The sequence below is a fragment of the Pseudomonas sp. HY7a-MNA-CIBAN-0227 genome (assembly GCF_040310325.1).
Taxonomy (GTDB): Bacteria; Pseudomonadota; Gammaproteobacteria; order Pseudomonadales; family Pseudomonadaceae; genus Aquipseudomonas.
In genome coordinates, this window is the sequence record NZ_JBEOPT010000003.1 from 323157 (window position 1) to 348610 (window position 25454).

27 protein-coding genes and 1 tRNA gene are annotated in these 25454 nt (G+C 57.4%); 3 read left to right on the forward strand and 25 right to left on the reverse strand.

What is annotated here, in order from left to right:
* Nucleotides 1-46: 46 nt before the first annotated feature.
* The 19 genes from der to trmJ all read right to left on the reverse strand — a co-directional run bounded on the left by der (nucleotide 47) and on the right by trmJ (nucleotide 16877).
* Nucleotides 47-1516, reverse strand: coding sequence for a ribosome biogenesis GTPase Der (gene der, locus AAEZ06_RS07565; RefSeq protein ID WP_149411630.1), 1470 nt, complete (start codon nucleotides 1514-1516; stop codon nucleotides 47-49).
* Nucleotides 1517-1721: 205 nt separating this feature from the next.
* Entirely contained in the window at nucleotides 1722-2873 is a 1152-nt protein-coding gene (gene bamB, locus AAEZ06_RS07570; RefSeq protein WP_149411631.1) for an outer membrane protein assembly factor BamB, read from the reverse strand.
* Nucleotides 2866-3507, reverse strand: a complete 642-nt coding sequence (locus AAEZ06_RS07575; RefSeq protein WP_149411632.1) for a YfgM family protein — start codon at nucleotides 3505-3507, stop codon at nucleotides 2866-2868. The genes bamB and AAEZ06_RS07575 overlap by 8 nt, the downstream gene beginning before the upstream one ends.
* A gap of 41 nt (nucleotides 3508-3548) precedes the next feature.
* Nucleotides 3549-4838 carry a histidine--tRNA ligase gene (gene hisS, locus AAEZ06_RS07580; protein ID WP_149411633.1) on the reverse strand — a complete coding sequence of 430 codons (1290 nt, stop codon included), beginning with the start codon at nucleotides 4836-4838 and terminating at the stop codon, nucleotides 3549-3551.
* Between the two features lie 23 nt (nucleotides 4839-4861).
* Nucleotides 4862-5971: a flavodoxin-dependent (E)-4-hydroxy-3-methylbut-2-enyl-diphosphate synthase gene (ispG, locus tag AAEZ06_RS07585; protein WP_149411634.1), complete on the reverse strand. Its 1110-nt coding sequence runs from the start codon at nucleotides 5969-5971 to the stop codon at nucleotides 4862-4864.
* A 4-nt stretch (nucleotides 5972-5975) separates the two neighbouring features.
* Nucleotides 5976-6980, reverse strand: a complete 1005-nt coding sequence (locus AAEZ06_RS07590) for a RodZ domain-containing protein (RefSeq protein ID WP_149411635.1) — start codon at nucleotides 6978-6980, stop codon at nucleotides 5976-5978.
* Nucleotides 6980-7738 (reverse strand): type IV pilus biogenesis/stability protein PilW, encoded by a 759-nt coding sequence (gene pilW / locus AAEZ06_RS07595; RefSeq protein ID WP_149411636.1) that lies wholly within the window; start codon nucleotides 7736-7738, stop codon nucleotides 6980-6982. Before pilW ends, AAEZ06_RS07590 begins: the two co-directional genes overlap by 1 nt.
* Nucleotides 7739-7756: 18 nt before the next feature.
* A complete protein-coding gene (gene rlmN / locus AAEZ06_RS07600) occupies nucleotides 7757-8893 on the reverse strand; it encodes a dual-specificity RNA methyltransferase RlmN (protein WP_149411637.1) in 1137 nt (378 codons plus the stop codon).
* Nucleotides 8894-8922: 29 nt separating this feature from the next.
* Nucleotides 8923-9348: a nucleoside-diphosphate kinase gene (ndk, locus tag AAEZ06_RS07605; protein WP_133102085.1), complete on the reverse strand. Its 426-nt coding sequence runs from the start codon at nucleotides 9346-9348 to the stop codon at nucleotides 8923-8925.
* 91 nt (nucleotides 9349-9439) lie between these two features.
* A complete protein-coding gene (iscX, locus tag AAEZ06_RS07610; protein ID WP_133102084.1) occupies nucleotides 9440-9640 on the reverse strand; it encodes a Fe-S cluster assembly protein IscX in 201 nt (66 codons plus the stop codon).
* A gap of 17 nt (nucleotides 9641-9657) precedes the next feature.
* Nucleotides 9658-9999, reverse strand: a complete 342-nt coding sequence (gene fdx / locus AAEZ06_RS07615) for an ISC system 2Fe-2S type ferredoxin (protein WP_133102083.1) — start codon at nucleotides 9997-9999, stop codon at nucleotides 9658-9660.
* 3 nt (nucleotides 10000-10002) lie between these two features.
* Entirely contained in the window at nucleotides 10003-11865 is a 1863-nt protein-coding gene (gene hscA, locus AAEZ06_RS07620) for a Fe-S protein assembly chaperone HscA (protein WP_149411638.1), read from the reverse strand.
* Between the two features lie 51 nt (nucleotides 11866-11916).
* The gene (hscB, locus tag AAEZ06_RS07625; RefSeq protein WP_149411794.1) at nucleotides 11917-12438 is read right to left on the reverse strand and encodes a co-chaperone HscB; all 522 of its coding nucleotides are present in this window, start codon (nucleotides 12436-12438) and stop codon (nucleotides 11917-11919) included.
* Nucleotides 12439-12446: 8 nt separating this feature from the next.
* Nucleotides 12447-12770, reverse strand: a complete 324-nt coding sequence (iscA, locus tag AAEZ06_RS07630; RefSeq protein WP_149411639.1) for an iron-sulfur cluster assembly protein IscA — start codon at nucleotides 12768-12770, stop codon at nucleotides 12447-12449.
* A 27-nt stretch (nucleotides 12771-12797) separates the two neighbouring features.
* A complete protein-coding gene (gene iscU, locus AAEZ06_RS07635; RefSeq protein WP_133102079.1) occupies nucleotides 12798-13184 on the reverse strand; it encodes a Fe-S cluster assembly scaffold IscU in 387 nt (128 codons plus the stop codon).
* Between the two features lie 101 nt (nucleotides 13185-13285).
* Nucleotides 13286-14500 (reverse strand): IscS subfamily cysteine desulfurase, encoded by a 1215-nt coding sequence (locus AAEZ06_RS07640; protein WP_149411640.1) that lies wholly within the window; start codon nucleotides 14498-14500, stop codon nucleotides 13286-13288.
* Between the two features lie 50 nt (nucleotides 14501-14550).
* Nucleotides 14551-15042 (reverse strand): Fe-S cluster assembly transcriptional regulator IscR, encoded by a 492-nt coding sequence (gene iscR, locus AAEZ06_RS07645; RefSeq protein ID WP_133102077.1) that lies wholly within the window; start codon nucleotides 15040-15042, stop codon nucleotides 14551-14553.
* Nucleotides 15043-15321: 279 nt separating this feature from the next.
* Nucleotides 15322-16104 carry a serine O-acetyltransferase gene (gene cysE, locus AAEZ06_RS07650; RefSeq protein WP_149411641.1) on the reverse strand — a complete coding sequence of 261 codons (783 nt, stop codon included), beginning with the start codon at nucleotides 16102-16104 and terminating at the stop codon, nucleotides 15322-15324.
* Between the two features lie 2 nt (nucleotides 16105-16106).
* Nucleotides 16107-16877: a tRNA (cytosine(32)/uridine(32)-2'-O)-methyltransferase TrmJ gene (gene trmJ / locus AAEZ06_RS07655; protein WP_350613712.1), complete on the reverse strand. Its 771-nt coding sequence runs from the start codon at nucleotides 16875-16877 to the stop codon at nucleotides 16107-16109.
* Between the two features lie 145 nt (nucleotides 16878-17022).
* Between trmJ and suhB the strand changes: the two genes are divergently transcribed.
* Nucleotides 17023-17838 carry a type III secretion system regulator SuhB gene (gene suhB, locus AAEZ06_RS07660; protein ID WP_149411643.1) on the forward strand — a complete coding sequence of 272 codons (816 nt, stop codon included), beginning with the start codon at nucleotides 17023-17025 and terminating at the stop codon, nucleotides 17836-17838.
* A 70-nt stretch (nucleotides 17839-17908) separates the two neighbouring features.
* On the opposite strand, the gene AAEZ06_RS07665 is transcribed toward suhB, so the two are convergent.
* The 6 genes from AAEZ06_RS07665 to queA all read right to left on the reverse strand — a co-directional run bounded on the left by AAEZ06_RS07665 (nucleotide 17909) and on the right by queA (nucleotide 23997).
* A complete protein-coding gene (locus AAEZ06_RS07665) occupies nucleotides 17909-18451 on the reverse strand; it encodes a glycine zipper 2TM domain-containing protein (RefSeq protein ID WP_133102073.1) in 543 nt (180 codons plus the stop codon).
* Nucleotides 18452-18574: 123 nt separating this feature from the next.
* Nucleotides 18575-19489: a protein translocase subunit SecF gene (secF, locus tag AAEZ06_RS07670; RefSeq protein ID WP_149411644.1), complete on the reverse strand. Its 915-nt coding sequence runs from the start codon at nucleotides 19487-19489 to the stop codon at nucleotides 18575-18577.
* 9 nt (nucleotides 19490-19498) lie between these two features.
* Complete coding sequence (gene secD, locus AAEZ06_RS07675) at nucleotides 19499-21367, reverse strand: protein translocase subunit SecD (RefSeq protein ID WP_350613716.1); 1869 nt, start codon at nucleotides 21365-21367, stop codon at nucleotides 19499-19501.
* Nucleotides 21368-21429: 62 nt separating this feature from the next.
* The gene (yajC, locus tag AAEZ06_RS07680; protein ID WP_133102070.1) at nucleotides 21430-21768 is read right to left on the reverse strand and encodes a preprotein translocase subunit YajC; all 339 of its coding nucleotides are present in this window, start codon (nucleotides 21766-21768) and stop codon (nucleotides 21430-21432) included.
* Between the two features lie 43 nt (nucleotides 21769-21811).
* Nucleotides 21812-22927 (reverse strand): tRNA guanosine(34) transglycosylase Tgt, encoded by a 1116-nt coding sequence (tgt, locus tag AAEZ06_RS07685; protein WP_178114438.1) that lies wholly within the window; start codon nucleotides 22925-22927, stop codon nucleotides 21812-21814.
* Between the two features lie 5 nt (nucleotides 22928-22932).
* Nucleotides 22933-23997: a tRNA preQ1(34) S-adenosylmethionine ribosyltransferase-isomerase QueA gene (queA, locus tag AAEZ06_RS07690; RefSeq protein ID WP_149411646.1), complete on the reverse strand. Its 1065-nt coding sequence runs from the start codon at nucleotides 23995-23997 to the stop codon at nucleotides 22933-22935.
* A 108-nt stretch (nucleotides 23998-24105) separates the two neighbouring features.
* Between queA and AAEZ06_RS07695 the strand changes: the two genes are divergently transcribed.
* Together AAEZ06_RS07695 and AAEZ06_RS07700 are read left to right on the forward strand one after the other, a co-directional pair.
* Nucleotides 24106-24190 (forward strand) — tRNA-Leu (locus AAEZ06_RS07695).
* Nucleotides 24191-24614: 424 nt separating this feature from the next.
* Nucleotides 24615-24971, forward strand: coding sequence for a hypothetical protein (locus AAEZ06_RS07700; protein WP_143129379.1), 357 nt, complete (start codon nucleotides 24615-24617; stop codon nucleotides 24969-24971).
* The last annotated feature ends 483 nt before the right edge of the window (nucleotides 24972-25454 follow it).

Below are 25454 nucleotides of genomic sequence, written 5' to 3' on the forward strand. Positions count from 1 at the left end.
GCGCATAAAAAAAGGGCGCCAGAGGCGCCCTTTCGGCTGATCGAGATCAGCGTTTATCTTTACGCTTTTTATCAGCCTTCTTGTTGTGACTCATCAAGCGACGCTTCTTGTTCACTTGGCGGTCAGTCAGGCTGTTCTTGTTGCCTTCGTATGGGTTTTCGCCACCCTTGAACTCGATACGGATCGGCGTGCCGACCAGTTTCAAGACACGGCGGTAGGTGTTTTCCAGGTAACGGACGTAGGACTTGGGCACCTTCTCGATCTGATTACCGTGGATCACGATAATCGGCGGGTTGGCACCACCCAAGTGGGCGTAACGCAGCTTGATCCGGCGGTTGTTGACCATCGGCGGTGCGTGGTCGCCAACTGCGTCTTCGAGGATCTGGGTCAGGCGGTTGGTCGGCCAGCGGGTCACAGCGGACTTGAACGAGTTCTGAACCGAAGCGTAGAGGTTACCCACGCCGGTGCCGTGCAATGCCGAGATAAAGTGGATATCGGCAAAGTCGACGAAGAACAGACGACGCTGCAGCTCGACCTTGACGAAGTCACGCTCGCTCGGCGTCATGCCATCCCACTTATTGATCGCAATCACCAAGGCCCGACCGGCTTCCAGGGCAAAGCCCAGAAGGTTGAGGTCGTGGTCGACCACGCCTTCGCGGGCGTCCATGACGAAGATCACCACGTTGGCGTCTTTGATCGCCTGCAGGGTTTTGACCACGGAGAACTTTTCAACTTCCTCGTGGATCTTGCCGCGCTTGCGCACGCCGGCGGTGTCGATCAGCGTGTACTTCTCGTCGTTACGCTCGAACGGGATGTAGATACTGTCGCGGGTGGTACCGGGTTCGTCATAGACGATAACCCGGTCTTCGCCCAGCATACGGTTGACCAGAGTCGACTTGCCGACGTTCGGCCGGCCGATGATGGCGATCTTGATGCCGTCTTTCTCGCTCGGACCAGGAATGCGCTTGGCTTCCTCGCCTTCAGCAACGATCTCGCCTTCGCCCTCTTCTTCCTCGACGTCATCGCGAGGGAAGTCGCGCAGGCAGATTTCCAGCATCTGGGTGATGCCGCGACCGTGTGCACCGGCGATCGGGATCGCGTCACCCAGGCCCATCGGGCTGAATTCGGCGCGGGCCATTTCCGGATCGATGTTATCGATCTTGTTGGCCACCACGTAGGAACGCTTGTTGCGCTTGCGCAGGTGCTCGCCAATCATCTGGTCAGCAGCGGTGTAGCCCGCGCGGGCATCCACCAGGAACAGCACGACATCGGCTTCTTCAATGGCCAGCAGCGACTGCTCGGCCATCTTTTCGTCCATGCCATGTTCGTCACCGGAGATACCGCCGGTGTCGACAAGAATGTAGGAGCGCCCTTGCCACTTTGCCTCACCGTATTGGCGATCACGGGTCAGACCGGACAAGTCGCCGACGATGGCGTCGCGAGTCCTGGTCAGGCGGTTAAACAAGGTGGACTTGCCGACGTTTGGTCGGCCCACCAGGGCGATTACGGGAACCATGAGGCTCTCCAGTTCGTTATTTCAGAAAATACAAAAGCCGCTGCAAGGCAGCGGCTGGTGCTCGACTGTAGGAGCGAGCTTGCTCAAAAACGCAAAGGCAACGCGTTTATTCAGAATACACGCGTCATCGTTGACGTCCATTGCGAGCAAACTCGCTCCTACAGGTGAAGCTGCCTGGAGGCGACCTCCAAGCATAGTCAAAGCTTTACTTGATGGTCAGGGCTTCCAGCTTGCCACTGTTGCCAAACACGTAAATCATGTCACCTACCACCAGCGGACGGGCACGCAGGCCATCGCTGTCGATACGTTCGCGACCGACAAAGCGACCGTCAACCTGGCTCAGCAGGTGCAGGTAACCTTCCAGGTCACCGACCGCCACGTAGCTGGAGAACACTTCCGGTGCCGACAATTGACGGCGAGCCAGGGAGTCGTTGCTCCACAGTGCAGTGGTGGAACGCTCGTCGACACTTTCAACAGTGCCGGATGCGAGGCTTACGTAGACGCTGCCAAACCCTTGGGCGACACCGGCGTAGCTGGAAGCATCACGCTGCCAAAGTACGCGGCCGCTTTGCAGGTCCAGTGCCGCTACACGGCCCTGGTAAGTGGCGACATAGAGGGTTTCACCCGACAGCAGCAAGCCACCGTCGATGTCCACTACGCGATCCAGTTCCGAACGACCCTGAGGAATCGCAACCCGTGATTCCCAGGCCGGCACGCCGTTCTGGGTGTCGAGGGCGACCACTTTACCGGTGGACAGGCCTGCCAGTGCCAGACGATTGGTCACAACCGGACCACTGGTACCGCGCAAGGTCAGGACTGCAGGGGTGCTGTCATACAACCAGCGCTGCTCGCCAGTGCTGGCGTCAAGGCCAATCACACGGTCATCCTGGGTCTGCACGACAACGATGTCGCCGTTGGTGGCCGGCGGTGCGAGGACTTCACTGGTCACGCGAGCGCGCCATTTCTCTTCACCGTTGCTCGAATCCAGGGCCACAACTTCGCCTTTCAGCGTGCCAATCAGCACCATGCCGTAACCCACGCCAACGGCGCCGGATACTGGCAGTTCGAGGTCTTTCTTCCACTTGACGTCGCCGTTCATGCGATCCATGGAGATCACCACGCCGGTCACGTCAGCGGCCACAATGTTGTCACCGTCGATTGCCGGTACCAGCATGTTGTAGGTGTCGCCCTGGCCGTCACCGATAGAGCGGCTCCACTGCTTTTGCAGGACCACTTCTTCCTTGAAGCTGGTCAGCTCGGCCGGAGGCAGTTCTTTTTTGCTGTTGCTGCTGCAACCCGCGGCCAAAACGGCCAGAGCCAGCAATGCTGCATGTTTCCAACGGATCACGTCACGCATCCCCTTTGGCCAAGTCGTCCAGCTTGATTTGTAAACCACCGACCGCCGCTTCATCAGACAGCGCAGCCTTGGCTTTTTGGTACGCAGCATTGGCTTCGTCGGTACGACCCAATTGGACCAGCAGGTCGCCCTTGAGCTCTTCGCGAGTAGCCAGGAATGCCTTGTCAGCATCGCCGTCGAGCAATTTCAGTGCTTCGTCAGCCTTGTTCTGTGCCGCCAGTACCTGAGCCAGACGCTGACGCGCGATTTCACCCAGGGTCGGGTTGGTCGGTTTGTCGGTGATGGCTTTCAGCTCGGAGGCTGCGTCATCCAGCCTGCCAGTGTCGACCGCGACCTTGGCGACGAACAGACTGCCGTATTGGGCGTAGGCGCTACCGCCAAATTCGCTTTTCAGTTTGCCGGCCAAGCCTGCAACCTGGGCAGGATCAGGCTTGCCGTCAGGCGTCAGCGTGGTTTCCAGCAGTTGCTGATAGAGTATCGAGGCGCCTTGCGACTGATTGCCCTGATACTTCTGCCAGGCCTGCCAGCCGAACACCACTACTAAAGCCAGCAAGCCGCCAGTGACCAGGGGTTTGCCGTTACGCTGCCACCAGTCTTTGAACTCGGCCAGCTGATCATCATCAGAACTCGACACCCCAATACTCCTTAATCGCTAAATTCGGCTGTTTGACAGCTTCAACCCTGCACGATGCAGGTGGCCAAGTGCGCAGCAAGCGCATCAAAGGCAATACTTTGTTGTTCGCCCTGGCCACGCAGGGGTTTGAAACCTACCACTTGCTGGGCCAACTCGTCATCGCCCAGGATCAGTGCAAACAGCGCACCGCTCTTGTCGGCTTTCTTGAACTGGCTTTTAAAACTACCGGCACCGGCATTGATTTGCAGGCGCAGGTTCGGCAACTGGTCGCGAACCTTCTCGCTCAAGGTCAGGGCCGCCAGTTCGGCAGCCTCGCCAAAGGCACAGAGGTACACGTCCACCTGACGGGAAATTTCTTCGGGGACCTGCTCCAGGGTTTCCAGCAGCAGGATCAGCCGCTCGATGCCCATGGCAAAACCTACACCGGTGGTCGGCTTGCCGCCCATTTGCTCCACCAGGCCGTCGTACCGACCGCCGGCGCACACGGTGCCCTGGGCGCCAAGTTTGTCGGTGACCCACTCGAATACGGTCTTGCTGTAGTAATCGAGGCCGCGCACCAACTTGGGGTTGATGATGTAGGGAATGCCAGCTGCATCCAGGCGAGCCTTAAGGCCCTCAAAGTGTGTACGTGACTCATCATCCAGGTAGTCGGCCATTTTCGGCGCGTCTACGAGTACCGCTTGGGTATCGGCGTTCTTGGTGTCCAGCACCCGCAGCGGGTTGGTCTTCAGACGGCGCTGGCTGTCTTCGTCCAGCTTGTCCAAATGAGCGGACAGGAATTCCACCAGGGCTTCGCGGTAGCGGCCCCGGGACTCGCTGGTGCCCAGGCTGTTCAGTTCAAGCGTGACCGCATCGCGGATACCCAGCATGCCCCACAGCCGCCAGGTCAGCACGATCAGCTCGGCGTCAATGTCCGGACCGTCGAGGTTAAAGACTTCCAGGCCGATCTGGTGGAACTGGCGATAACGGCCTTTCTGCGGACGCTCATGGCGAAACATCGGGCCGATGTACCACAATTTCTGCGGCTGGCCACCACCGGTGAGGCCATGTTCCAGCACGGCGCGCACGCACGCGGCGGTGCCTTCCGGACGCAGGGTCAGGGAGTCGCCGTTGCGGTCTTCGAAGGTGTACATCTCTTTTTCGACGATGTCGGTCACTTCACCGATGGAGCGTTTGAACAGCTCGGTGAATTCGACGATCGGCATGCGGATCTGCTTGTAACCGTAGTTATCCAGCAGGCGTGCGACAGTGCTCTCGAAGTAGCGCCACAAGGGCGTCTGCTCAGGCAGGATATCGTTCATGCCACGAATGGCTTGCAGAGACTTGCTCACTAAAAATCCTTAAATTCGTTCGATCAGCCGCGTGCGATAACCGCTGCGTCAGCTTCGACCTTCTCGGCCGCTCTCTGGCGGATCAGCCGTTCTAGCTCATCCACCAGATTATCATTCGTCAATTTCTGCGACGGCTTGCCGTCGATGTAAATCAGGTTTGGCGTACCACCGGTCAAGCCCACATGAGCCTCTTTGGCCTCACCTGGCCCGTTGACCACGCAACCGATGACCGCGACATCCAGCGGAACCAACAGGTCTTCGAGGCGCACTTCCAGTTCGTTCATGGTTTTCACCACGTCGAAGTTCTGCCGCGAGCAGCTCGGGCAGGCAATGAAGTTGATGCCACGGGAGCGTAAATGCAGGGATTTGAGAATGTCGTAGCCGACTTTCACTTCCTCTACCGGGTCTGCCGCCAGGGAGATGCGAATAGTATCGCCAATCCCGTCGGCCAGCAGCATACCGAGACCCACCGCAGATTTCACTGTGCCTGAACGCAAACCGCCCGCTTCGGTAATCCCCAGGTGCAGCGGCTGGACGATTTCCTTGGCGAGCAGGCGGTAGGCTTCTACCGCCATGAACACGTCGGAAGCTTTTACGCTGACCTTGAAGTCCTGGAAATTCAGGCGTTCGAGGTGTTCAACGTGACGCAATGCAGACTCGACCAGCGCCGCAGGAGTGGGCTCACCGTACTTTTTTTGCAGGTCTTTTTCCAGGGATCCGGCGTTGACGCCAATACGGATCGGGATGCCACGATCACGGGCAGCATTCACCACGGCTCGTACCCGGTCTTCGCGACCGATGTTGCCCGGGTTGATCCGCAGGCAATCGACGCCCAGTTCGGCGACGCGCAAGGCGATCTTGTAGTCGAAGTGAATGTCGGCGACCAGCGGCACCTTGACCAGTTGCTTGATACGGCCGAACGCTTCAGCCGCGTCCATGTCCGGAACGGAAATTCGCACGATATCGACGCCAGCCGCTTCCAAACGGTTGATCTGGGCGACAGTGGCCGCGACGTCGTTGGTGTCGCTGTTGGTCATGCTCTGTACCGCGATGGGGGCATCGCCACCCACCGGCACCGAGCCGACCCAGATTTTGCGCGATACGCGACGTTTGATTGGAGATTCGCCGTGCATGACTTTATTGTCCCAACTTCAGGCGAGCAGTCTCGCCACTGGTGAACGGTGCCAGGTCCACAGGCTGGCCGTTGTAGGCCACTTGCGCACCACGGGCAAAGCCCAGGCGCAGCGTCAAGGGAGGCTTGCCGCCTTGGTCAAAAGTATCTCCCTTACGCTTGAGACCGCTAAACAGTACTTTGCCATTGCCATCGGTGACTTGCGTCCAGCAGTCAGAGAGGTAGGTAATCTGTACACGTCCATCACCCGCCACAAGAGCAGGCGCTGTTGGCGCTGCAACCGTCGGTGCTACCGGTGCAACCGGAGCCGTTGTGGCTGGGGCCTGGACCGGGGCCGCTGGGGTATGCGTCGGTGCCGGTGAAGTAGCAGGCGCAGCTGGGGCTGGCGCAGCAGCGATAGCGGCTGGGTCAGCGCTGGCTTCGGCAGCCGACTGGCCAGCCTGCAGATCCAGGTTGGCCTGGCCTTCAGGCGCTGTCTGGCCCTGGACTACGGCCTGGTCTTCAGGCTCGTCCAACGGGTGAATCTGAGTGGTGCCGTCGGCGCTTTCGACTTCGACGTGCTCCATGGCGTTGCTGACTACGTCCTTGCTGCGCAGGGAGGTCTGATCCTGCCACCAGACGAAGCCACCGCCGATCACGGCGATCAACAGCAACAAGCTGACAATTCGCAAAATAGTGTGGGAGACCCGCACCGGCTCTTCGATGCGACCCAGGCCGTGGACATTGCTGCCCTGGGAGTCGGTGCCGGTGAACTGGTCGAATTCCTGGACCAACACGGTCTGGTCAATGCCCAGCAACTTGGCGTAGGCGCGAATATAGCCGCGGGCAAAGGTATGCCCTGGCAGCTTGTCGAACGCGCCGGTTTCCAGGTTGCCCAGTGACGTGACGGTTAAATTAAGCTTTAGGGCCACGTCTGCCAGCGACCAACCATTGCTTTCGCGGGCCTGTCGCAAGGTCTCGCCTGGGTTTACGCGATTAGCTGCTACAACTTCCGGGTGCGCCGCTTTCATCATTGCTCCGACAGGTATTGCTGATATTCCGGCGAGCCGGGATAGAGTCGTTCTAATTGCTGGCCAAAACGTGCGGCCTTGTCGCGTTCTTCATGAACCGTCGCCAGACGCACGCCAAGCAATAGACTACGTGCATTTTGCCCGCTGAGCAGGCTAAACCGTTCGTAATAGTCACGTGCCGGCACATAATGCCTGTCTTCGAAGGACAACTCAGCCATTTCCAGCAATGCCCGTGACTGGTGACGGTTCAGGTGCAGGGCTTTTTCCAGTTGCTGGCGAGCGGTATCGCGCTGCCCGAGAAGAATGGAGGTCACCCCCAGGTTCTCAAAAACCCGCGAACGCTCAGGATAGAGGGTATCGGCCGCCGCTTGCTGGAAATAATCGGACGCTTCGGCATAACGATTTTGCTGAAACAGGAAGCTGCCGTAGTTATTGAGCAGACGCGGATCATTGGAGCGCGCCGCCAGTGCCTTGTGGAAATACTGGTCGGCCAACTCTGGTTCATCCTGAGCCTGGAACACCAGGGCCAACGCAGCATTGGCGTCGGCATCGCGGCTGTCGAGGACCAGGGCCTTTTGCAACGGCACCTTGGCCTGTTCGCTCAACCCCTGGCGCAGGTAACCCAACCCCAGCTGCACATAAGCAGCACGCGCTTCGTCGCGGCCCTTACTGGTTTGCAAAGGGCTGTCATGGCCCGATGAAACACAGCCAACCGTGAGGCTGGCAACAAGCAAAAGCAGCGCAAGGCGCAAGGGCATAGAGGTCCTCTCTCAGGTTCAGGTCGCGGTTGGCATATCGTTGTCGGCGCTCAATTCGCGCACGGCGATATAACGTTCGCTGCGACGGGTGCGATCCAGCACCTGCCCTACCAATTGGCCACATGCCGCATCGATGTCTTCACCGCGAGTGGTGCGTACGGTGACATTGAAGCCTGCATGGTGCAGTTGATCCTGGAAACGGCGGATGGCGTTGTTGCTCGGCCGCTCGTAGCCAGAATGGGGAAACGGGTTGAACGGAATCAGGTTGATCTTGCACGGGACGTTCTTGAGCAACTCAATCATCTCGACGGCGTGTTCGACCTTGTCGTTGATGTCCTTGAGCATGGTGTACTCAATGGTCAACACACGCTTCTCGCCCAAGGTCGCCATGTAACGCTGGCAAGATTCGAGCAGCATCTTAAGCGGATACTTCTTGTTGATCGGCACCAATTGGTTACGCAATGCGTCATTGGGTGCGTGCAGGGACAACGCCAGAGAGACGTCGATGTGCTTGGCCAGCTCATCGATCATCGGTACCACGCCGGAGGTCGACAGGGTCACACGGCGCTTGGAGATGCCGTAACCCAGGTCGTCCATCATCAAGTGCATGGCCGCGACGACGTTGTCGAAGTTCAGCAGCGGCTCGCCCATGCCCATCATCACCACGTTGGTGATGGCACGGTCGGCGGTCGCCGGAATGCTGCCAAACGATTTATTGGCAATCCATACCTGGCCGATGACTTCGGCGGCGGTGAGGTTGCTATTGAAGCCTTGCTTGCCGGTGGAGCAGAAACTGCAATCCAGGGCACAGCCTGCCTGGGACGAAACGCACAAGGTGCCGCGCTTGCCCTGGGGAATGTAGACGGTCTCGACGCAGCTGCCGGACTCCACGCGCACCACCCACTTACGGGTGCCGTCAGTGGAGATGTCCTCGCTGACAACTTCGGGACCACGAACTTCGGCAATGACCTTGAGCTTGTCGCGCAGGGCCTTGCTGACGTTCGTCATGACGTCGAAATCATCGACGCCAAGATGGTGAATCCATTTCATTACCTGACTGGCACGGAAACGCTTCTCCCCGATTGAGTCGAAGAATTTTTCCATTTCCGGCTGAGTCAGACCCAGCAGGTTGGTTTTTGCAGTCGATGTAGTCATGGATTCACCTTCACTCTTCAAGCCAATGCTTAGCGAGTGGTTACTTCAGTAGCAGCGAAAAAGTAAGCGATTTCGCGAGCAGCGGCGGCTTCGGAGTCCGAACCGTGAACAGCGTTGGCATCGATGGATTCAGCGAAGTCAGCGCGGATGGTGCCGGCAGCCGCTTCTTTAGGGTTGGTAGCACCCATCAGTTCGCGGTTCAGAGCGATGGCGTTTTCGCCTTCCAGAACCTGAACAACAACAGGACCGGAGATCATGAAAGCAACCAGCTCGCCGAAGAAACCACGGGCGCTGTGCTCAGCGTAGAAGCCTTCAGCTTCGGCTTTGGACAGTTGCTTCAGTTTCGAAGCTACAACCTTCAGGCCGGCTTTTTCGAAACGGGTGACGATCTCGCCGATAACGTTTTTTGCAACAGCGTCAGGCTTGATGATGGAGAAGGTACGTTGAACAGCCATGGTGTAACTCCAGAAACGGTAATTTGCGAAAAATTAAACCCGCGAATTATACGCGGGTTCTTGGGTATTGCCTAACCTGCGTAAGGGGGGCTCAGTCTGCTTCTTCGATCCAGGCGGCCTGAATGGCTTCAAGCACCTTCTCGCCACCACGACTATGATCGTCATCAAACTCCGGCAACGCCACAACCCAGTTGTGAAGATCGACGAAGCGCACATAGCGCGGATCCACATCAGGCTTGGTTTCAGCCAGTTGAATCGAGATTTCCAGCACATCAACCCATTTCAGACTCATGACAACAACCCCTTGAATCAGTGCGGCGCTTCAGCCGCATGGTTGAGCGAATATTTCGGTATTTCGACGGTGATATCTTCCGTGCCGACGATCGCCTGGCAGGTCAAGCGCGAAGTCGGTTCCAGACCCCAGGCCCTATCAAGATAGTCTTCTTCCAGCTCATCGGCTTCATTCAGCGAATCGAAACCCTCGCGAATCACACAGTGACAGGTGGTACAGGCGTTGACGCCGCCGCAGGCACTTTCGATCTCAATGTGGTTGTCATGAGCGACTTCGAGAAGGGACTTGCCGGTCTCAGCCTCCACGACCATACCGTCCGGGCAATGCTCGGCGTGTGGCAGAAAAATGATCTGCGGCATCAGTTATTCCTCAAGTTCATTCAAGTTGCGACCCGCCAGGGCGGTTTTCACCGTCAAGTCCATTCGGCGGGCAGCAAAGGCATCGGTCACTTGCGACAGACGCTTGGTCTGCTGCTCGATGGCGTAACCATCGGTGCCTTTCATCAATTCGGACAGCGCCTGCATTTGCAGATCGATCACCATGCGCTCTTCAGCGTCCAGCAAACGCTCGCCGTCGGTATCAAGGGCTCCCTGCACCGCTTCGAGCAGGCGCTGGGCGTCGACTTGCTGCTCACGCAATACACGGGCGACCTTGTCGTCACTGGCATGCTGGAACGAGTCCTTGAGCATCTTGGCGATTTCGCCGTCGGTCAGGCCGTAGGACGGTTTGACCTGGATACTGGCTTCAACGCCCGAACCGAGCTCACGAGCGGCAACACTGAGCAGGCCATCGGCGTCGACCTGAAAGGTCACACGAATCTTTGCGGCGCCAGCAACCATGGCCGGAATGCCGCGCAATTCGAAGCGCGCCAGGGAGCGGCAATCGCTGATCAGCTCACGCTCGCCCTGCAGCACATGAATCATCATGGCCGACTGGCCATCTTTATAGGTAGTGAAGTCCTGAGCACGGGCGACGGGGATGGTCGTATTGCGTGGAATCACCTTCTCCATCAGGCCGCCCATGGTTTCCAGCCCCAAGGACAACGGAATCACGTCGAGCAACAGCAGTTCGCCACCATCACGCTTGTTACCCGCGAGTGTGTCGGCCTGGATCGCCGCCCCGATAGCCACCACTTGATCCGGATCGATTTCGGTCAGCGGCTGACGACCAAAAGCCTCGGCAACGGCGTCGCGAACGCGCGGCACACGAGTAGAACCACCGACCATGACCACGGCAGCCACGTCTTCCAGTTCGATACCGGAATCACGCACGGCGCGGCGGCAGGCTTTCAGGCTGCGAGCGACCATGGGCTCGATCAGCGCATCAAAGGCGTCACGGGTCAGTTGGGCCGACCAGTTGCCGTAGGCAACCTCGACGGATGCAGTATCAGTCAGCGCTTCTTTAGCGGCACAGGCGGTTTGCAGCAGGCTACGTTGCGCACCCGGATCAAGGTCAGCCGACAAACTGGCGCTCTCGATGATCCAGCCGGCAATGGCGTGATCGAAGTCATCGCCGCCCAGGGCAGTGTCGCCACCGGTTGCCAGGACCTCAAAGACACCGCCGGTCAGACGCAGAATCGAAATATCAAAAGTACCGCCACCCAAGTCATAAATGGCGACCAGGCCTTCTGCGTGCTGATCCAGACCGTAAGCCACCGCCGCAGCAGTAGGCTCGTTGAGCAGGCGCAGCACGTTCAGGCCGGCGAGTTTTGCCGCGTCCTTAGTGGCCTGGCGCTGAGCGTCATCGAAATACGCAGGAACGGTAATCACCGCGCCAACCAACTCGCCGCCCAAGGTAGTTTCCGCGCGCTGGCGCAGGACCTTGAGGATATCGGCCGACACTTCCACCGGGCTTTTCGGGCCCTGGACAGTGTCGATGAACGGCATATGGGATTCACCGCCGACAAAGCGGTACGGCAACTGATCGCCCAATTGCTTGACGTCGGACAGACCACGACCCATCAAGCGCTTGACCGACAGCACGGTATTCAGGGGATCGGTGGATGCGGCCAGCTTGGCCGACTCGCCCACTTCGGTGCGATCGGCGTGGTAACGCACGGCGGACGGCAGGATGACCTGGCCATCGGCGTCGGGCAGCGGCTCGCTAAGACCGCTGCGCAACGCAGCGACCAGCGAATTGGTAGTGCCCAAGTCGATCCCAACCGCCAGACGACGCTGGTGCGGTTGAGGACTTTGGCCGGGTTCGGCGATCTGCAGTAGGGCCATGGTAATCAGGACTTATCTGTATATCAGGCGTGCAACCGGGGCAGCACTGGGTTAATCGTCGAGGCGCTCTTCTAACTGGCGCACTTCGTAGGTGAGCTTGTCGAGGAACTGCATGCGTCGCATCAGGCGTTCGGCCTGTTCGCGTTGCGCCGCATCATCCCAACAGGCTGCGAAGCTTTCGTTAAGCTCATCCTGGGCCACTTTCAGACGGCGCTTGAAGACTGCGATTCCAGCCAGATCGGCCTCGTCCTGCAGGTCTTCGAGCTCTTCGCGCCATTGCATCTGCTGCATCAGGAAATCAGGGTCCTGGACCGTGACTTCAAGTGGCAACTCGCGACCACCCATCGCGAGCAGGTAGCGCGCGCGTTTGGGAGGGGTTTTAAGCGTCTGATAGGCTTCGTTGAGGCTGGCTGATTGCTCCAGCGCCAGGCGTTGCTCACGCTCGGAAGCGTCAGCGAAGCGATCCGGATGCACCCCACGCGCCAATTCACGGTAGCGCGCGGCAAGCTGCTCGAGGTCCAAGCGAAAACTCGGCTGAAGCTCGAATAAAGCGAAATGACAAGGAGTACCCACAATCAGCCTCAGATGTTGAAGCTTTCGCCGCAGCCACATTCACCGCGTACGTTGGGGTTGTTGAACTTGAAGCCTTCGTTCAACCCTTCCTTGACGAAATCGAGTTCGGTGCCGTCCAGGTAGGTCAGGCTTTTCGGGTCGATAATCACTTTCTCGCCGTGACTTTCGAACACCTGATCTTCCGAAACCACCTCGTCGACAAACTCCAGCACATAGGCAAGACCGGAACAGCCCGTGGTGCGAACACCCAGACGAATCCCCTCACCTTTGCCGCGCCCATCAAGGGAGCGTCGCACGTGTTTAGCCGCCGCTTCTGTCATGCTGATAGCCATCGTGACTCCTTACTCGTCGCCAAATGCTTAGATCAAGCCTTTCTTCTGCTTGTAGTCGCGAACAGCCGCCTTGATGGCGTCTTCTGCGAGTACCGAGCAGTGAATTTTCACTGGTGGCAAGGCCAGTTCTTCGGCCAACTGGGTATTGCTGATGGTGACAGCCTCATCCAGGGTTTTGCCTTTCATCCATTCGGTCGCCAGGGAGCTGGAGGCGATGGCCGAACCGCAACCATAGGTCTTGAACTTGGCATCTTCGATGACGCCCTGGTCGTTGACCTTGATCTGCAGACGCATGACGTCGCCGCACGCCGGGGCGCCGACCATGCCAGTGCCGACATCAGGGTCTTCCGCGTTCATCTTGCCGACGTTGCGCGGGTTTTCGTAGTGGTCGATGACCTTTTCGCTGTAAGCCATGGTACTGAATCCTCACTCATCAGGGCCGCTCTGGAACCCTGTAAATACGCCTGCGTTTTCCGCCACGTACTTACAGAACCCTTGGGTGGCGGCTTCTATAGTTAGTGTGCCGCCCACTCGATCTTGGAAATATCGATACCGTCTTTGTACATGTCCCACAGCGGCGACAAGGTACGCAGCTTGGTGACGGCCTCGCAGACTTTCTGCGCGGCGTAATCGACTTCTTCTTCAGTGGTGAAACGGCCGAACGTGAAACGGATTGAGCTGTGCGCCAATTCGTCGTTGCGGCCCAGGGCGCGCAGGACGTAGGACGGTTCAAGGGAAGCCGAGGTACAGGCCGAACCGGACGAAACCGCCAGGTCCTTGAGCGCCATGATCAGCGACTCGCCTTCGACGTAGTTGAAGCTCAAATTCAGGTTGTGCGGTACGCGGGCAGTCATGCTGCCGTTGATGTACAGCTCTTCAAGGTTTTCGACCTGCTTGTAGAAGCGGTCGCTCAACGCCTTGATACGCACGTTTTCGGCAGCCATGTCTTCCTTGGCCACACGGAAGGCTTCGCCCATGCCAACGATCTGGTGGGTCGCCAGGGTGCCAGAACGCATGCCACGCTCGTGACCGCCACCATGCATGGTCGCTTCGATGCGCACGCGAGGCTTGCGACTCACGTAGAGGGCGCCGATGCCTTTAGGGCCATAAGTCTTGTGGGCAGAGAACGACATCAGGTCGACTTTCAGCTTCGACAGGTCGATATCGACCTTACCGGTGGACTGAGCGGCGTCGACGTGCAGCAACACGCCCCTGGAGCGGGTCAGCTCACCGATCGCGGCGATGTCGTTGATGGTGCCGATTTCGTTGTTCACGTGGATGATGGAAACCAGGATGGTGTCTTCACGCATCGCGGCTTCGATCATCGCAGGAGTCACCAGGCCTTCAGTAGTAGGCTCGATGTAGGTAACTTCAAACCCTTCACGCTCCAGTTGGCGCATGGTGTCGAGGACAGCCTTATGCTCAATCTTGGTGGTGATCAGGTGTTTGCCCTTGGTGGCGTAGAAATGCGCTGCGCCCTTGATCGCCAGGTTGTCGGACTCGGTGGCACCGGAGGTCCAGACGATCTCACGCGGGTCGGCATTGACCAGGTCAGCGACCTGGCGACGAGCGTTTTCCACGGACTCTTCGGCTTTCCAGCCGAAAACGTGGGAACGGGACGCCGGGTTGCCGAAGTTTCCGTCAACCAGCAGGCACTCACTCATCTTTTGCGCGACACGCGGATCAACCGGGGTGGTCGCTGAGTAATCAAGGTAAATCGGCAATTTCATGGACTTTCTCCTAAATCAGGCTGGCTGGCGTGCCGTTAGCTCTTCGGCTGTCACTCGACGGCGGACGCTTCAATCTTGTCCAGACGCGGCGCCCTGGTGTTACAGCGGCGCTGGTCCTGACGCTGGGCTACTTCTTGCACCTCACGGCGAGTCACAAGATCAGCCAAGCTGATACCACTCAAAAATTCATGGATCTGCAGGCTCAGATCGCACCACAAGTGGTGCGTCAGGCAGGTGTCGCCGGCATGGCAATCACCCAACCCCTGGCATTTGGTAGCATCGACGGATTCGTTGACCGCATCGATCACCTGGGCCACCTGGATGCCCTGCATGTCGCGGGACAACTGATAACCACCACCTGGCCCACGAACACTGGAAACCAGATTGCTGCGGCGCAATTTGGCGAACAACTGTTCGAGGTAAGACAGGGAAATGCCTTGGCGCTCAGAGATATCGGCCAGGGACACCGGCCCATTTTGCGCGTGCAGGGCCAAGTCAAGCATGGCGGTCACTGCGTATCGGCCTTTTGTAGTCAGTCTCATGGACAAGTACCAAGGTGTTTCAGAATAGGAGCAAGTATGCAATTCCCGAGTATTTAAGTCAACTATAAGACCTAGTACCTTAGTCGGGAATACCCGCAAAACGGGCGCGCGAATAATAGCAGGGCGAGATGGCATCGAACAGCGGAGCTGAAGCCACGCCGATCAAATGTAGGAGCGCGCTTGCTCGCGATGGACGCGAGCGATTACGCGGGGTGTCTGGATGCCCGCGTCGCTCTCAAGCTTTTCGCGAGCAAGCTCGCACCTACAGATGGGAGGGGATTAGCCCGCCTTGCTGGCGCCTTCGTCCTTGATCTCGGCGAAGTCTTCTTCGCGCAGTTCCGGCAGGTCCTTGGCGCAGTAGCTGCTGCCCAGCTCCTTCAACGCGCCGCACATGCCATCCAGCTTGCCGTCCACCGCTTGCAGATGATCAAGCAACTGGCCGATGGCTCGGGCCACTGGGTCGGGCATGTCTTCGCTAACGCCATAGGCATCGAAACCAATCTTTTCCGCCATAGCTTTGCGCTTGGCTTCCTGCTCGCCACTCGCCTCAGCCTTGACGATGATCCGACCCGGAATGCCGACGACCGTTGCACCGGGCGGCACAGCCTTGGTGACCACGGCATTGGAGCCAACCTTGGCACCGGCGCCGACAGTAAACGGCCCGAGCACCTTGGCGCCTGCCCCGACTACAACGCCATCTTCCAGCGTCGGGTGGCGCTTACCCTTGTTCCAGGTGGTCCCACCGAGGGTCACACCCTGGTACAGCGTCACGTCATCACCAATCTCGGCGGTCTCGCCAATCACAATACCCATGCCGTGGTCGATAAAGAACCGACGACCGACCTTTGCGCCAGGGTGAATCTCGATGCCGGTCAACCAGCGGCCAAAGTTGGAGACCACCCGCGCCAGCCACTTCCAACCCATATTCCACAGAGCACCGGACAATCGGTGAATCCAGATCGCATGCATGCCCGGATAGCAGGTCAGCACTTCAAAGGCGTTACGCGCCGCCGGATCACGATGAAAAACACTCTGGATATCTTCTCGCAAACGCTCGAACATTTTTAATCCTTCCGCTTAAGAAGCTCGCCACGGGCCGCTTTCTGGGTTTCCGTGAGGATGCCACGCAATATATTCATTTCTGCCCGACTGACCGAGCTGCGTCCGTACAACCGGCGCAGGCGAGCCATCAAGTGCCGTGGTTTTTCCGGATCGAGGAATTCGATGGCTACCAGGGTTTGCTCCAGGTGCTCATAGAATCGCTCCAATTCGTCCATGGTGGCCAACTCGCCACTTTTGGTCGACGCTACCTCGTCCTTCTCCACTTTACTCGGCTGACCTTGAACCGCCAGCCAGGACATGCGCACTTCATAACTCAACACCTGCACCGCTGCCCCGAGATTCAGCGAGCTGAATTCGGGGTCTGATGGGATATGCACGTGATAATGACATCGCTGCAGCTCGTCATTGGTCAGGCCGGAATCTTCACGACCGAATACCAAGGCGATTTCGGCGCCGCCAGCGGCTTCCTCGACGACTTTTGTGCCGCACTCACGAGGATCAAGCAGTGGCCAGGGGATGCGGCGGTCGCGAGCACTGGTGCCGAGCACCAGATTGCAGCCCACCAGGGCGTCTTCCAGCGTGGCGACCACTTGGGCACTTGCGAGGACGTCATTGGCGCCGGAGGCACGGGCATCCGCCTCGTGGTGCGGAAACAGGCGCGGTTCGACCAGCACCAGGCGCGTTAGCCCCATGTTCTTCATGGCTCGCGCCACCCCGCCGATATTGCCGGGATGACTGGTATTGACGAGGACGACACGAATGTTTTGCAGCAAGGGAGGCGCTCTCGGACACAGGAAAGGGGGGCAAATCTTACAGAACAGCCCAAGGTTATGCCATGAAAGCTAACGTCGCCCTCCACCTGAAGAAAGTTTCTGCTAGAATGCCCGGCTTTCTTTAACAACCTTAGGTGACACATCCATGCAGCCCATGCTGAATATCGCGCTGCGCGCCGCCCGCAGCGCCAGTGAATTGATCTTCCGCTCCATCGAGCGCCTGGATACCATCAAGGTCGACGAAAAAGACGCCAAGGATTACGTATCCGAGATCGATCGCGCGGCCGAGCAGAAAATCATCGACGCTCTGCGCAAGGCCTACCCTACCCACGGCATCCTCGGTGAAGAAACCGGCCTGCACAAAGGTAGCGGCGAAGGCGAAGAGTACCTGTGGATCATCGACCCACTGGACGGCACCACCAACTTCCTGCGCGGCATCCCGCACTTTGCCGTGAGCATTGCCTGCAAATACCGTGGCCGCCTGGAACACGCCGTTGTTCTGGACCCGGTTCGCCAGGAAGAATTCACCGCCAGCCGTGGCCGTGGCGCCCAGCTGAACGGTCGTCGCCTGCGCGTCAGCGGTCGTACCAGCCTGGATGGCGCCCTGCTGGGTACCGGCTTCCCGTTCCGTGATGACCAGATGGACAACCTGGAAAACTACCTGGGCATGTTCCGCGCCCTGGTAGGCCAGACCGCTGGCATCCGTCGCGCTGGCTCGGCAAGCCTGGACCTGGCTTATGTGGCCGCTGGTCGTTTTGATGCGTTCTGGGAGTCGGGCCTGTCCGAGTGGGACATGGCTGCAGGCGCGCTGCTGATTCAAGAAGCAGGCGGCCTGGTGAGCGACTTCACCGGCGGTCACGACTTCCTGGAGAAGGGTCACGTGGTAGCTGGCAACACCAAATGCTTCAAGGCAGTACTGACGGCGATCCAGCCGCACCTGCCGGCTTCGCTAAAGCGTTAAGCGAACGAGCACAAAAAAGCACCCCTAGGGGTGCTTTTTTTATACCTGGCGTTCTACCTGAACGGCTGGCTTACTGCTGGTTCTGACCGATAACCAGATGCCCTTCCTTGTCGACCGGAATCTGGCCGCCTGGATCACGCTCCATGCGCACGGAGCCTTCCTTACCATCCAGCAGATACCGCACGTCATAACCCACTACCTTGTCACTGATGTCATTCACAGTGTTGCAACGGGTCTGGGTGGTTGTGTAGGTATCGCGATTTTGCATGCCTTCCTGAACCTTGTTACCGGCATAACCGCCACCGACCGCACCGGCTACAGTGGCGATCTTCTTGCCATTGCCGCCACCGATCTGGTTACCCAGCAAGCCACCGGCCACGGCACCTACGACACTGCCGATGATCTGATGCTGATCCTGCACCGGCTTCTGCCGGGTCACAGCAACGTCCTTGCAGACCTCACGAGGGGTTTTGATCTGGGTTTTCACCGGCTGCACTGCCAGCACTTGCGCATACTCAGGGCCGCTTTTTACCAGGCTGTAGGTGGCAACAGCACCCCCGGCAGTCACACCGACAGCACCCAATACCGCACCAACCAGTAACGACTTGTTCACTTGAACCTCCTGACCATCACAAACGGACTGAAACGTCCGCGCTATACCCAGCCTTGGAGCAAAAAAAAAGGCGCGAGTTCAATACTCGCGCCTTCTTTGTAACAGCGGACCAACAATCGCCCATCAAGGACGGTCGTCAACCTCCTTGTCAGTGCTAACTGGAGGGATCAAGTCTTCGCTGCTGAGGTTCAGCCAGATCAACACCACGTTAGCGATGTAGATCGACGAGTAGGTACCCGCCAGAACGCCGATAAACAGCGCCAGGGAGAAGCCCCACAGGTTGTCGCCACCGAACACCATCAGTGCGGTAATTGCCAGCAAGGTGGAGATCGAAGTCGCCATCGTGCGCAACAGGGTCTGGGTGGTGGAGATATTGATATTGTCGATCAACGTCGCCTTGCGCAGCACCCGAAAGTTCTCGCGAACCCGGTCAAATACCACGATGGTGTCGTTGAGGGAGTAACCAATGATCGCCAGCACCGCCGCCAATACCGTCAGATCGAAGGTGATCTGGAAGTAAGCCAGGATACCCACGGTCACGATCACGTCGTGGATTAGCGACACAATAGCGCCGACCCCGAACTTCCACTGAAAGCGGAAAGCCAGGTAAATCATGATGCCGACCAGAGCCATCAGCATGCCGAGGCCGCCCTGGTCGCGCAGCTCTTCACCCACTTGCGGACCTACGAACTCAACGCGCTTGACCGAGGCCGGGTTGTCGCCACCCACCTTGAGCAAGGCTTCAGCTACCTGGTGACCCAATTGTGGATCTTCGCCCGGCATCCGCACCAGCAGGTCTGTGGTCGCACCAAAACTCTGCACGATGGCGTCGTGATAGCCAGACTCGACCAACTGAGTCCGCACCTTGGCGACATCGGCCGGCTTCTCGTAGGTCAGCTCAATGAGCGTACCGCCAGTGAAGTCCAGACCGTAGTTCAGGCCCTTATGGAACCAGCTGAACAACGCCAGAACGGTAAGGAGCACAGTGATGCCGAACGCAACGTTGCGAACGCCCATGAAGTTGATTGTACGTAACATGGCAGCCCCTTAAATCCACAACTTCTTGAAGTCACGTCCGCCAAAGATCAGGTTGACCATTGCGCGGGTCACCATGATGGCCGTGAACATCGAGGTAAAGATCCCGAGGGACATGGTCACCGCAAAGCCTTTGACTGGGCCTGTGCCCATAGCAAAGAGAATCCCGCCGACCAGCAAGGTGGTCAAGTTGGAGTCAAGAATCGCGGTAAATGCCCGGCCGAAGCCTTCGCTGATTGCCCTTTGCACCGTCATACCAGCGGCGATCTCTTCACGAATCCGCGAGAAGATCAACACGTTGGCATCCACCGCCATACCCATGGTCAATACGATACCGGCGATGCCTGGCAGGGTCAGCGTAGCCCCCAGCAGCGACATCAGGGCCAGCAGCAGCACCATGTTCACACTCAGCGCAACCGTGGCGATGATGCCGAAGAAGCGATAGATGGCGATGATGAACAGCGACACGAACAGCATGCCCCACAAGGAAGCGTCGATACCTTTAGTGATGTTGTCGGCACCCAGGCTCGGGCCAATGGTGCGCTCTTCAGCAAAGTACATTGGCGCCGCCAGGCCACCGGCACGTAGCAGCAGCGCCAGCTCAGACGATTCGCCCTGGCCGTTCAGGCCGGTGATACGAAATTGAGCACCCAGCGGCGACTGAATGGTCGCCAGGCTGATGATCTTCTTCTCTTCCTTGAAGGTCTGCACCGCCACGTCTTTCTCGACACCGTTGACCATTTGTTTGGTGTAGGTGGTGACTGGACGCTGTTCGATGAAGATAACCGCCATGCTGCGCCCGACGTTGCTGCGGGTTGCGCGGCTCATCAGTTCGCCACCGTGACCATCCAGACGGATGTTCACTTCAGGCGTGCCTTGCTCACCGAAACCAGCCTTGGCGTCGGTAACCTGGTCACCGGTGATGATCAGGCTACGCTCGATCTGCGCCGGTGGACGATTGCCTTCACGAAACTCGAAGGTCTCGGAAGTGGCTTTGGAAGCACCCGGCTCGGCGGCCAGGCGGAACTCAAGGTTGGCTGTCTTGCCGAGGATCCGCTTGGCTTCAGCGGTGTCCTGCACACCTGGCAGCTCAACCACGATGCGGTTGGCACCCTGGCGTTGAACCAGTGGCTCGGCCACACCCAGCTCGTTGACGCGGTTACGTACCGTGGTCAAGTTCTGCTTGATGGAGTATTCGCGGATTTCCGCCAGCTTGGCCGGGGTCATCGCCAGACGCAGCACCGCTTGACCATTGAGGTCGGCAGGTACGATATCGAAATCGGTAAAGCTCTTGCGGATCAGGGCACGGGCCTGTTCGCGGGTGGCTTCGTCAGCAAAACCCAGCTGGATGGCACCGTTGAGCTGCGGCAGGCTGCGATAACGCAGGCGCTCTTTGCGCAGCAGGCTCTTCACGTCGCCCTCGTAGACTTTCAGGCGAGCATCGAGAGCTTTGTCCATGTCCACTTCAAGCAGGAAGTGCACACCACCGGACAAGTCCAGACCCAGCTTCATCGGGTGCGCGCCAATGCTGCGCAACCAGGCTGGCGTGGTCTGTGCCAGGTTCAGCGCGACAACGTAGTCATCACCCATGACCTTGCGCACAACGTCTTTAGCCGGCAATTGGTCTTCTTGCTTGGTCAGGCGCAACAAGCCGCCCTTCGCGTCAGCCGCCAAAGTGGCTGCTTTAACCTGGATACCCGCAGCAGTGAGCGCTTTGCTCGTGCGGTCCAGATCAGCCTGAGTGACCTGCAACGCAGTGCTGGCGCCAGTAATCTGGATCGCCGGATCATCAGGATAAAGATTGGGAGCGGAATAAATAAAACCGATCGCCAGCACCGCCAGGATCAGTACGTATTTCCACAGAGGGTATTTGTTCAGCATCACGCCGCCCGCTTATAACGCGGGGCGCCTTGCGCGCCCCGTCGATTGGTAAAGGTAGGAACTTAGATCGCTTTGAGCGTGCCTTTTGGCAGCGTGGCGGCGATGGCGCCTTTCTGGAACTTCATTTCAACGGTGTCGGAGACTTCCAGGACCACGAAAGCGTCGGAAACCTTGATGATCTTGCCAGCGATGCCGCCAGTGGTCACAACTTCGTCACCTTTCTGCAAGCTGCCCAGCAGGTTCTTCTGCTCTTTGGCGCGCTTGGCCTGTGGACGCCAGATCATCAGGTAGAAGATGACCAGGAAGCCGACCAGGAAAATCCACTCAAAACCACCACCCAAAGGGCCGGCAGCGGCCGGTGCAGCGGCATCAGCCATGGCATTAGAGATAAAAAAGCTCATTTAGCACTCCAGTTGCAAATAGTGAATCTTAGGGTCGGGAAAATCAGTCCAAGGGCGGCACAGGCAGCCCGCGCTTGGCATAGAAGGCATCGACAAAGGCGGCCAATGTACCCTGTTGAATAGCCTCGCGCAAACCAGCCATCAGGACTTGGTAGTGACGCAAATTGTGGATGGTATTCAACATGCTACCCAGCATTTCCCCGCATTTGTCCAGATGGTGCAGATAAGCACGGGAGAAGTTCTGGCAGGTGTAGCAATCACAGGTGGGATCCAGCGGCGAATCATCATGGCGATGGAACGCGTTACGGATCTTCAGCACGCCTGTATCAATGAACAGATGCCCATTGCGGGCATTACGGGTTGGCATCACGCAATCGAACATGTCCACACCGCGGCGCACACCCTCTACGAGATCTTCCGGTTTGCCAACGCCCATAAGGTAACGAGGTTTGTCAGCCGGCATCAGACCCGGCAGGTAATCCAGCACCTTGATCATCTCGTGCTTGGGCTCGCCCACCGACAGACCGCCGATAGCCAGACCGTCAAAGCCAATCTTGTCGAGGCCTTCCAGGGAGCGCTCGCGCAAACCCTGGTGCATGCCGCCCTGGACGATACCGAACAGCGCGGCGGTGTTATCGCCATGGGCATTCTTCGAACGCTGGGCCCAGCGCAACGACAGCTCCATCGACACCCGCGCCACTTCTTCATCGGCCGGGTAAGGCGTGCATTCGTCGAAAATCATCACGACGTCGGAGCCTAGGTCGCGCTGGACCTGCATCGACTCTTCCGGCCCCATGAACACCTTGGCGCCGTCCACCGGCGAGGCGAAGGTCACGCCCTCCTCCTTGATCTTGCGCATGGCGCCCAGGCTGAACACCTGGAAACCGCCGGAGTCGGTAAGAATCGGGCCTTTCCACTGCATGAAGTCATGCAGGTCGCCGTGCTTCTTGATCACTTCCGTGCCCGGGCGCAGCCACAGGTGGAAGGTGTTGCCGAGGATCATCTCGGCGCCGGTGGCGACGATATCCCGTGGCAGCATGCCTTTTACGGTGCCATAGGTGCCGACCGGCATAAATGCTGGGGTCTCGACGGTGCCACGCGGGAAAGTCAGGCGACCGCGACGGGCCTTGCCGTCAGTGGCCAACAATTCAAACGACATACGACTCATGCTTGTTCCTCTGGGCCCGATTCTTTAGGGGCAGTCGGCGCCGGATTGCGGGTGATAAACATCGCATCACCGTAGCTGAAAAAACGGTATCCATGCTCGATGGCCGCTTTATAGGCGGCCATGGCTTCGGGATAACCAGCGAACGCCGACACCAGCATCAACAGCGTGGATTCCGGCAAATGGAAATTGGTCACCAGGGCATCGACCACATGAAACGGCCGGCCTGGGAAGATAAAGATATCGGTGTCGCCACTGAAGGGCTTAAGCACGCCATCACGGGCGGCACTTTCCAGGGAACGCACGCTGGTGGTGCCGACCGCCACCACACGACCACCGCGAGCCTTGCACGCATTGACTGCGTCCACGACGTCCTGGCTGACTTCCAGCCATTCGCTGTGCATATGGTGGTCTTCGATGTTATCCACACGCACCGGTTGAAACGTCCCGGCCCCCACGTGCAGGGTCACAAATGCAGACTCGACGCCCTTGGCGGCAATCGAGTCCAACAACGGCTGATCAAAATGCAGCCCCGCCGTCGGCGCTGCCACCGCGCCCAGGCGCTCGGAATACACCGTCTGATAACGCTCACGGTCCGACTCTTCGTCCGGGCGATCTATATAAGGAGGCAACGGCATATGCCCGACCCGCTCCAGCAGCGGCAGTACTTCCTCGGCAAACCCCAACTCGAACAACGCATCATGACGCGCCAGCATCTCGGCTTCGCCACCGCCGTCGATGAGAATCTTCGACCCCGGTTTCGGCGACTTGCTGGAGCGCACATGGGCCAGCACGCGATGACTGTCCAGCACCCGCTCCACCAGAATCTCCAGCTTGCCGCCGGAAGCCTTCTGGCCAAACAGCCGCGCCGGAATCACCCGGGTATTGTTAAACACCATCAAATCGCCTGGGCGCAAATGCTCAAGCAAATCAGTGAATTGACGGTGTGCAAGGGCACCGCTGACCCCGTCCAGGGTCAACAGTCGACTGGCGCGACGCTCGGCCAAAGGGTGGCGAGCGATCAGCGAATCAGGGAGTTCAAAAGTAAAGTCAGCAACGCGCATGATGGGGTTCGTCTAGCAGGGCCGGGAAGTCTAGCGGAAATAGTGAAAATTGACCATGAAACGTGATTGACCAACGGTAATCTCATCTCTATACTTCGCCGCCATTGAGCCCTGATGGCGGAATTGGTAGACGCGGCGGATTCAAAATCCGTTTTCGCAAGAAGTGGGAGTTCGAGTCTCCCTCGGGGCACCATAATTTTCCTTGTAAATCAAGGACTTAGAAAAGGGGTAGAAAGAAATTTCTACCCCTTTTTCTATCCAAAAAATCTACCCTTCTCATACCCTTTTCTTGGGAAAAACCGCCTCCCGGTGGCGTCCGCTTCGGCTTCGCTCTGCACACCTGAAACGGTGTATTGAAGCTATCCTTCTTATCCAGACCGTTTGACGTGCTGCGGCTCTGCAGCAGTGCGGGAAAGGGTCAACCATGGATCGAATGTGTCTCATACTCAGGTGAGGATTAGCCTAAGAATGATTATCAGACCATTTACTATTTAGATTGCCACTAAGCTCTGCAAAAATCTCTACATAAAAAGCGACAAAAAGCATGATGGCAAAATGACACGCCATGGGTTAGTGTTTGTGTTATTTCGCTGGGTTCATCGGTGTAGGTAACTAATATGTTTGGGCACTATAAAAATAGACAGAAGCATTACGAAATAGTCAAACAGATATTATGGCAAGACTATAAAGTTGATAACGAGTTGAATCCAAATTTTATTTCGCTATCCGATTATAAAAGCATAGTTGATGAAGCTGTTCGTGATGAGATAAATGATGAAGAGGTCGCATTAAAAGTTGTGACCAGATATTGTGTTAACTTGGCAGCCAATGGCCATATACAAGATGCAAAACAATTAGCTCCAAGAGTTCTATTTGCTGCTGAGTATTTTTTAGATCGCGGCTTAATATCAAAAAAAATCTGGAATTACGTGAATACAGGGCTATCAAGTTATGTTCTGCCTACCAAAGACTGAATACAACATATTGGCCTGCTAGGTCGTTTTTAGCGGTTGAAGTTGTTCAAGCTTGAAAAATTACCAGATGAACGCGGTGGATGGTCATTTCATATTCTGTGAAATTTAAAGAATATGGTTGACCTCTATTTGATAATTAAGGTCCCACCTTAAATATATTTTCGGTTTTCTATTGACAACGTTTTTCATTGATTTTAAGCCAAAAAACGACTATCCAAGAAAATTGAAACTCAAAAAACCGACAAAAAACGTAGAAAAAACTCAATGCACTTTTCTAGTGCGTCAACAGAAACAAGCTAAAAACGGCGTGTTTTAATTCCCGGTATTACCATACGCACAAGATGGTAAATCGTCTAAAAACGGCAATTTCAAAGGTTTTGATTTTTGAAAGTTTTGCTACTCAAAATTTATTGAATATAAAAATTTGAGTTCTACGCTTTTGATTTTGATATGCGAACTTTGTTCGCAATACCCAGATGCTTT

Coding starts and splice junctions, on each gene's coding strand:
- der (WP_149411630.1), bottom strand. CDS start 1,516: ATGGTTCCCGTAATCGCCCTGGTGGGCCGACCAAACGTCGGCAAGTCC.
- bamB (WP_149411631.1), bottom strand. CDS start 2,873: ATGCGTGACGTGATCCGTTGGAAACATGCAGCATTGCTGGCTCTGGCC.
- ispG (WP_149411634.1), bottom strand. CDS start 5,971: ATGCACGGCGAATCTCCAATCAAACGTCGCGTATCGCGCAAAATCTGG.
- AAEZ06_RS07590 (WP_149411635.1), bottom strand. CDS start 6,980: ATGAAAGCGGCGCACCCGGAAGTTGTAGCAGCTAATCGCGTAAACCCA.
- pilW (WP_149411636.1), bottom strand. CDS start 7,738: ATGCCCTTGCGCCTTGCGCTGCTTTTGCTTGTTGCCAGCCTCACGGTT.
- rlmN (WP_149411637.1), bottom strand. CDS start 8,893: ATGACTACATCGACTGCAAAAACCAACCTGCTGGGTCTGACTCAGCCG.
- ndk (WP_133102085.1), bottom strand. CDS start 9,348: ATGGCTGTTCAACGTACCTTCTCCATCATCAAGCCTGACGCTGTTGCA.
- iscX (WP_133102084.1), bottom strand. CDS start 9,640: ATGAGTCTGAAATGGGTTGATGTGCTGGAAATCTCGATTCAACTGGCT.
- fdx (WP_133102083.1), bottom strand. CDS start 9,999: ATGCCGCAGATCATTTTTCTGCCACACGCCGAGCATTGCCCGGACGGT.
- hscA (WP_149411638.1), bottom strand. CDS start 11,865: ATGGCCCTACTGCAGATCGCCGAACCCGGCCAAAGTCCTCAACCGCAC.
- iscA (WP_149411639.1), bottom strand. CDS start 12,770: ATGGCTATCAGCATGACAGAAGCGGCGGCTAAACACGTGCGACGCTCC.
- iscU (WP_133102079.1), bottom strand. CDS start 13,184: ATGGCTTACAGCGAAAAGGTCATCGACCACTACGAAAACCCGCGCAAC.
- AAEZ06_RS07640 (WP_149411640.1), bottom strand. CDS start 14,500: ATGAAATTGCCGATTTACCTTGATTACTCAGCGACCACCCCGGTTGAT.
- iscR (WP_133102077.1), bottom strand. CDS start 15,042: ATGAGACTGACTACAAAAGGCCGATACGCAGTGACCGCCATGCTTGAC.
- cysE (WP_149411641.1), bottom strand. CDS start 16,104: ATGTTCGAGCGTTTGCGAGAAGATATCCAGAGTGTTTTTCATCGTGAT.
- suhB (WP_149411643.1), top strand. CDS start 17,023: ATGCAGCCCATGCTGAATATCGCGCTGCGCGCCGCCCGCAGCGCCAGT.
- secF (WP_149411644.1), bottom strand. CDS start 19,489: ATGTTACGTACAATCAACTTCATGGGCGTTCGCAACGTTGCGTTCGGC.
- secD (WP_350613716.1), bottom strand. CDS start 21,367: ATGCTGAACAAATACCCTCTGTGGAAATACGTACTGATCCTGGCGGTG.
- yajC (WP_133102070.1), bottom strand. CDS start 21,768: ATGAGCTTTTTTATCTCTAATGCCATGGCTGATGCCGCTGCACCGGCC.
- tgt (WP_178114438.1), bottom strand. CDS start 22,927: ATGTCGTTTGAATTGTTGGCCACTGACGGCAAGGCCCGTCGCGGTCGC.
- queA (WP_149411646.1), bottom strand. CDS start 23,997: ATGCGCGTTGCTGACTTTACTTTTGAACTCCCTGATTCGCTGATCGCT.
- AAEZ06_RS07700 (WP_143129379.1), top strand. CDS start 24,615: ATGTTTGGGCACTATAAAAATAGACAGAAGCATTACGAAATAGTCAAA.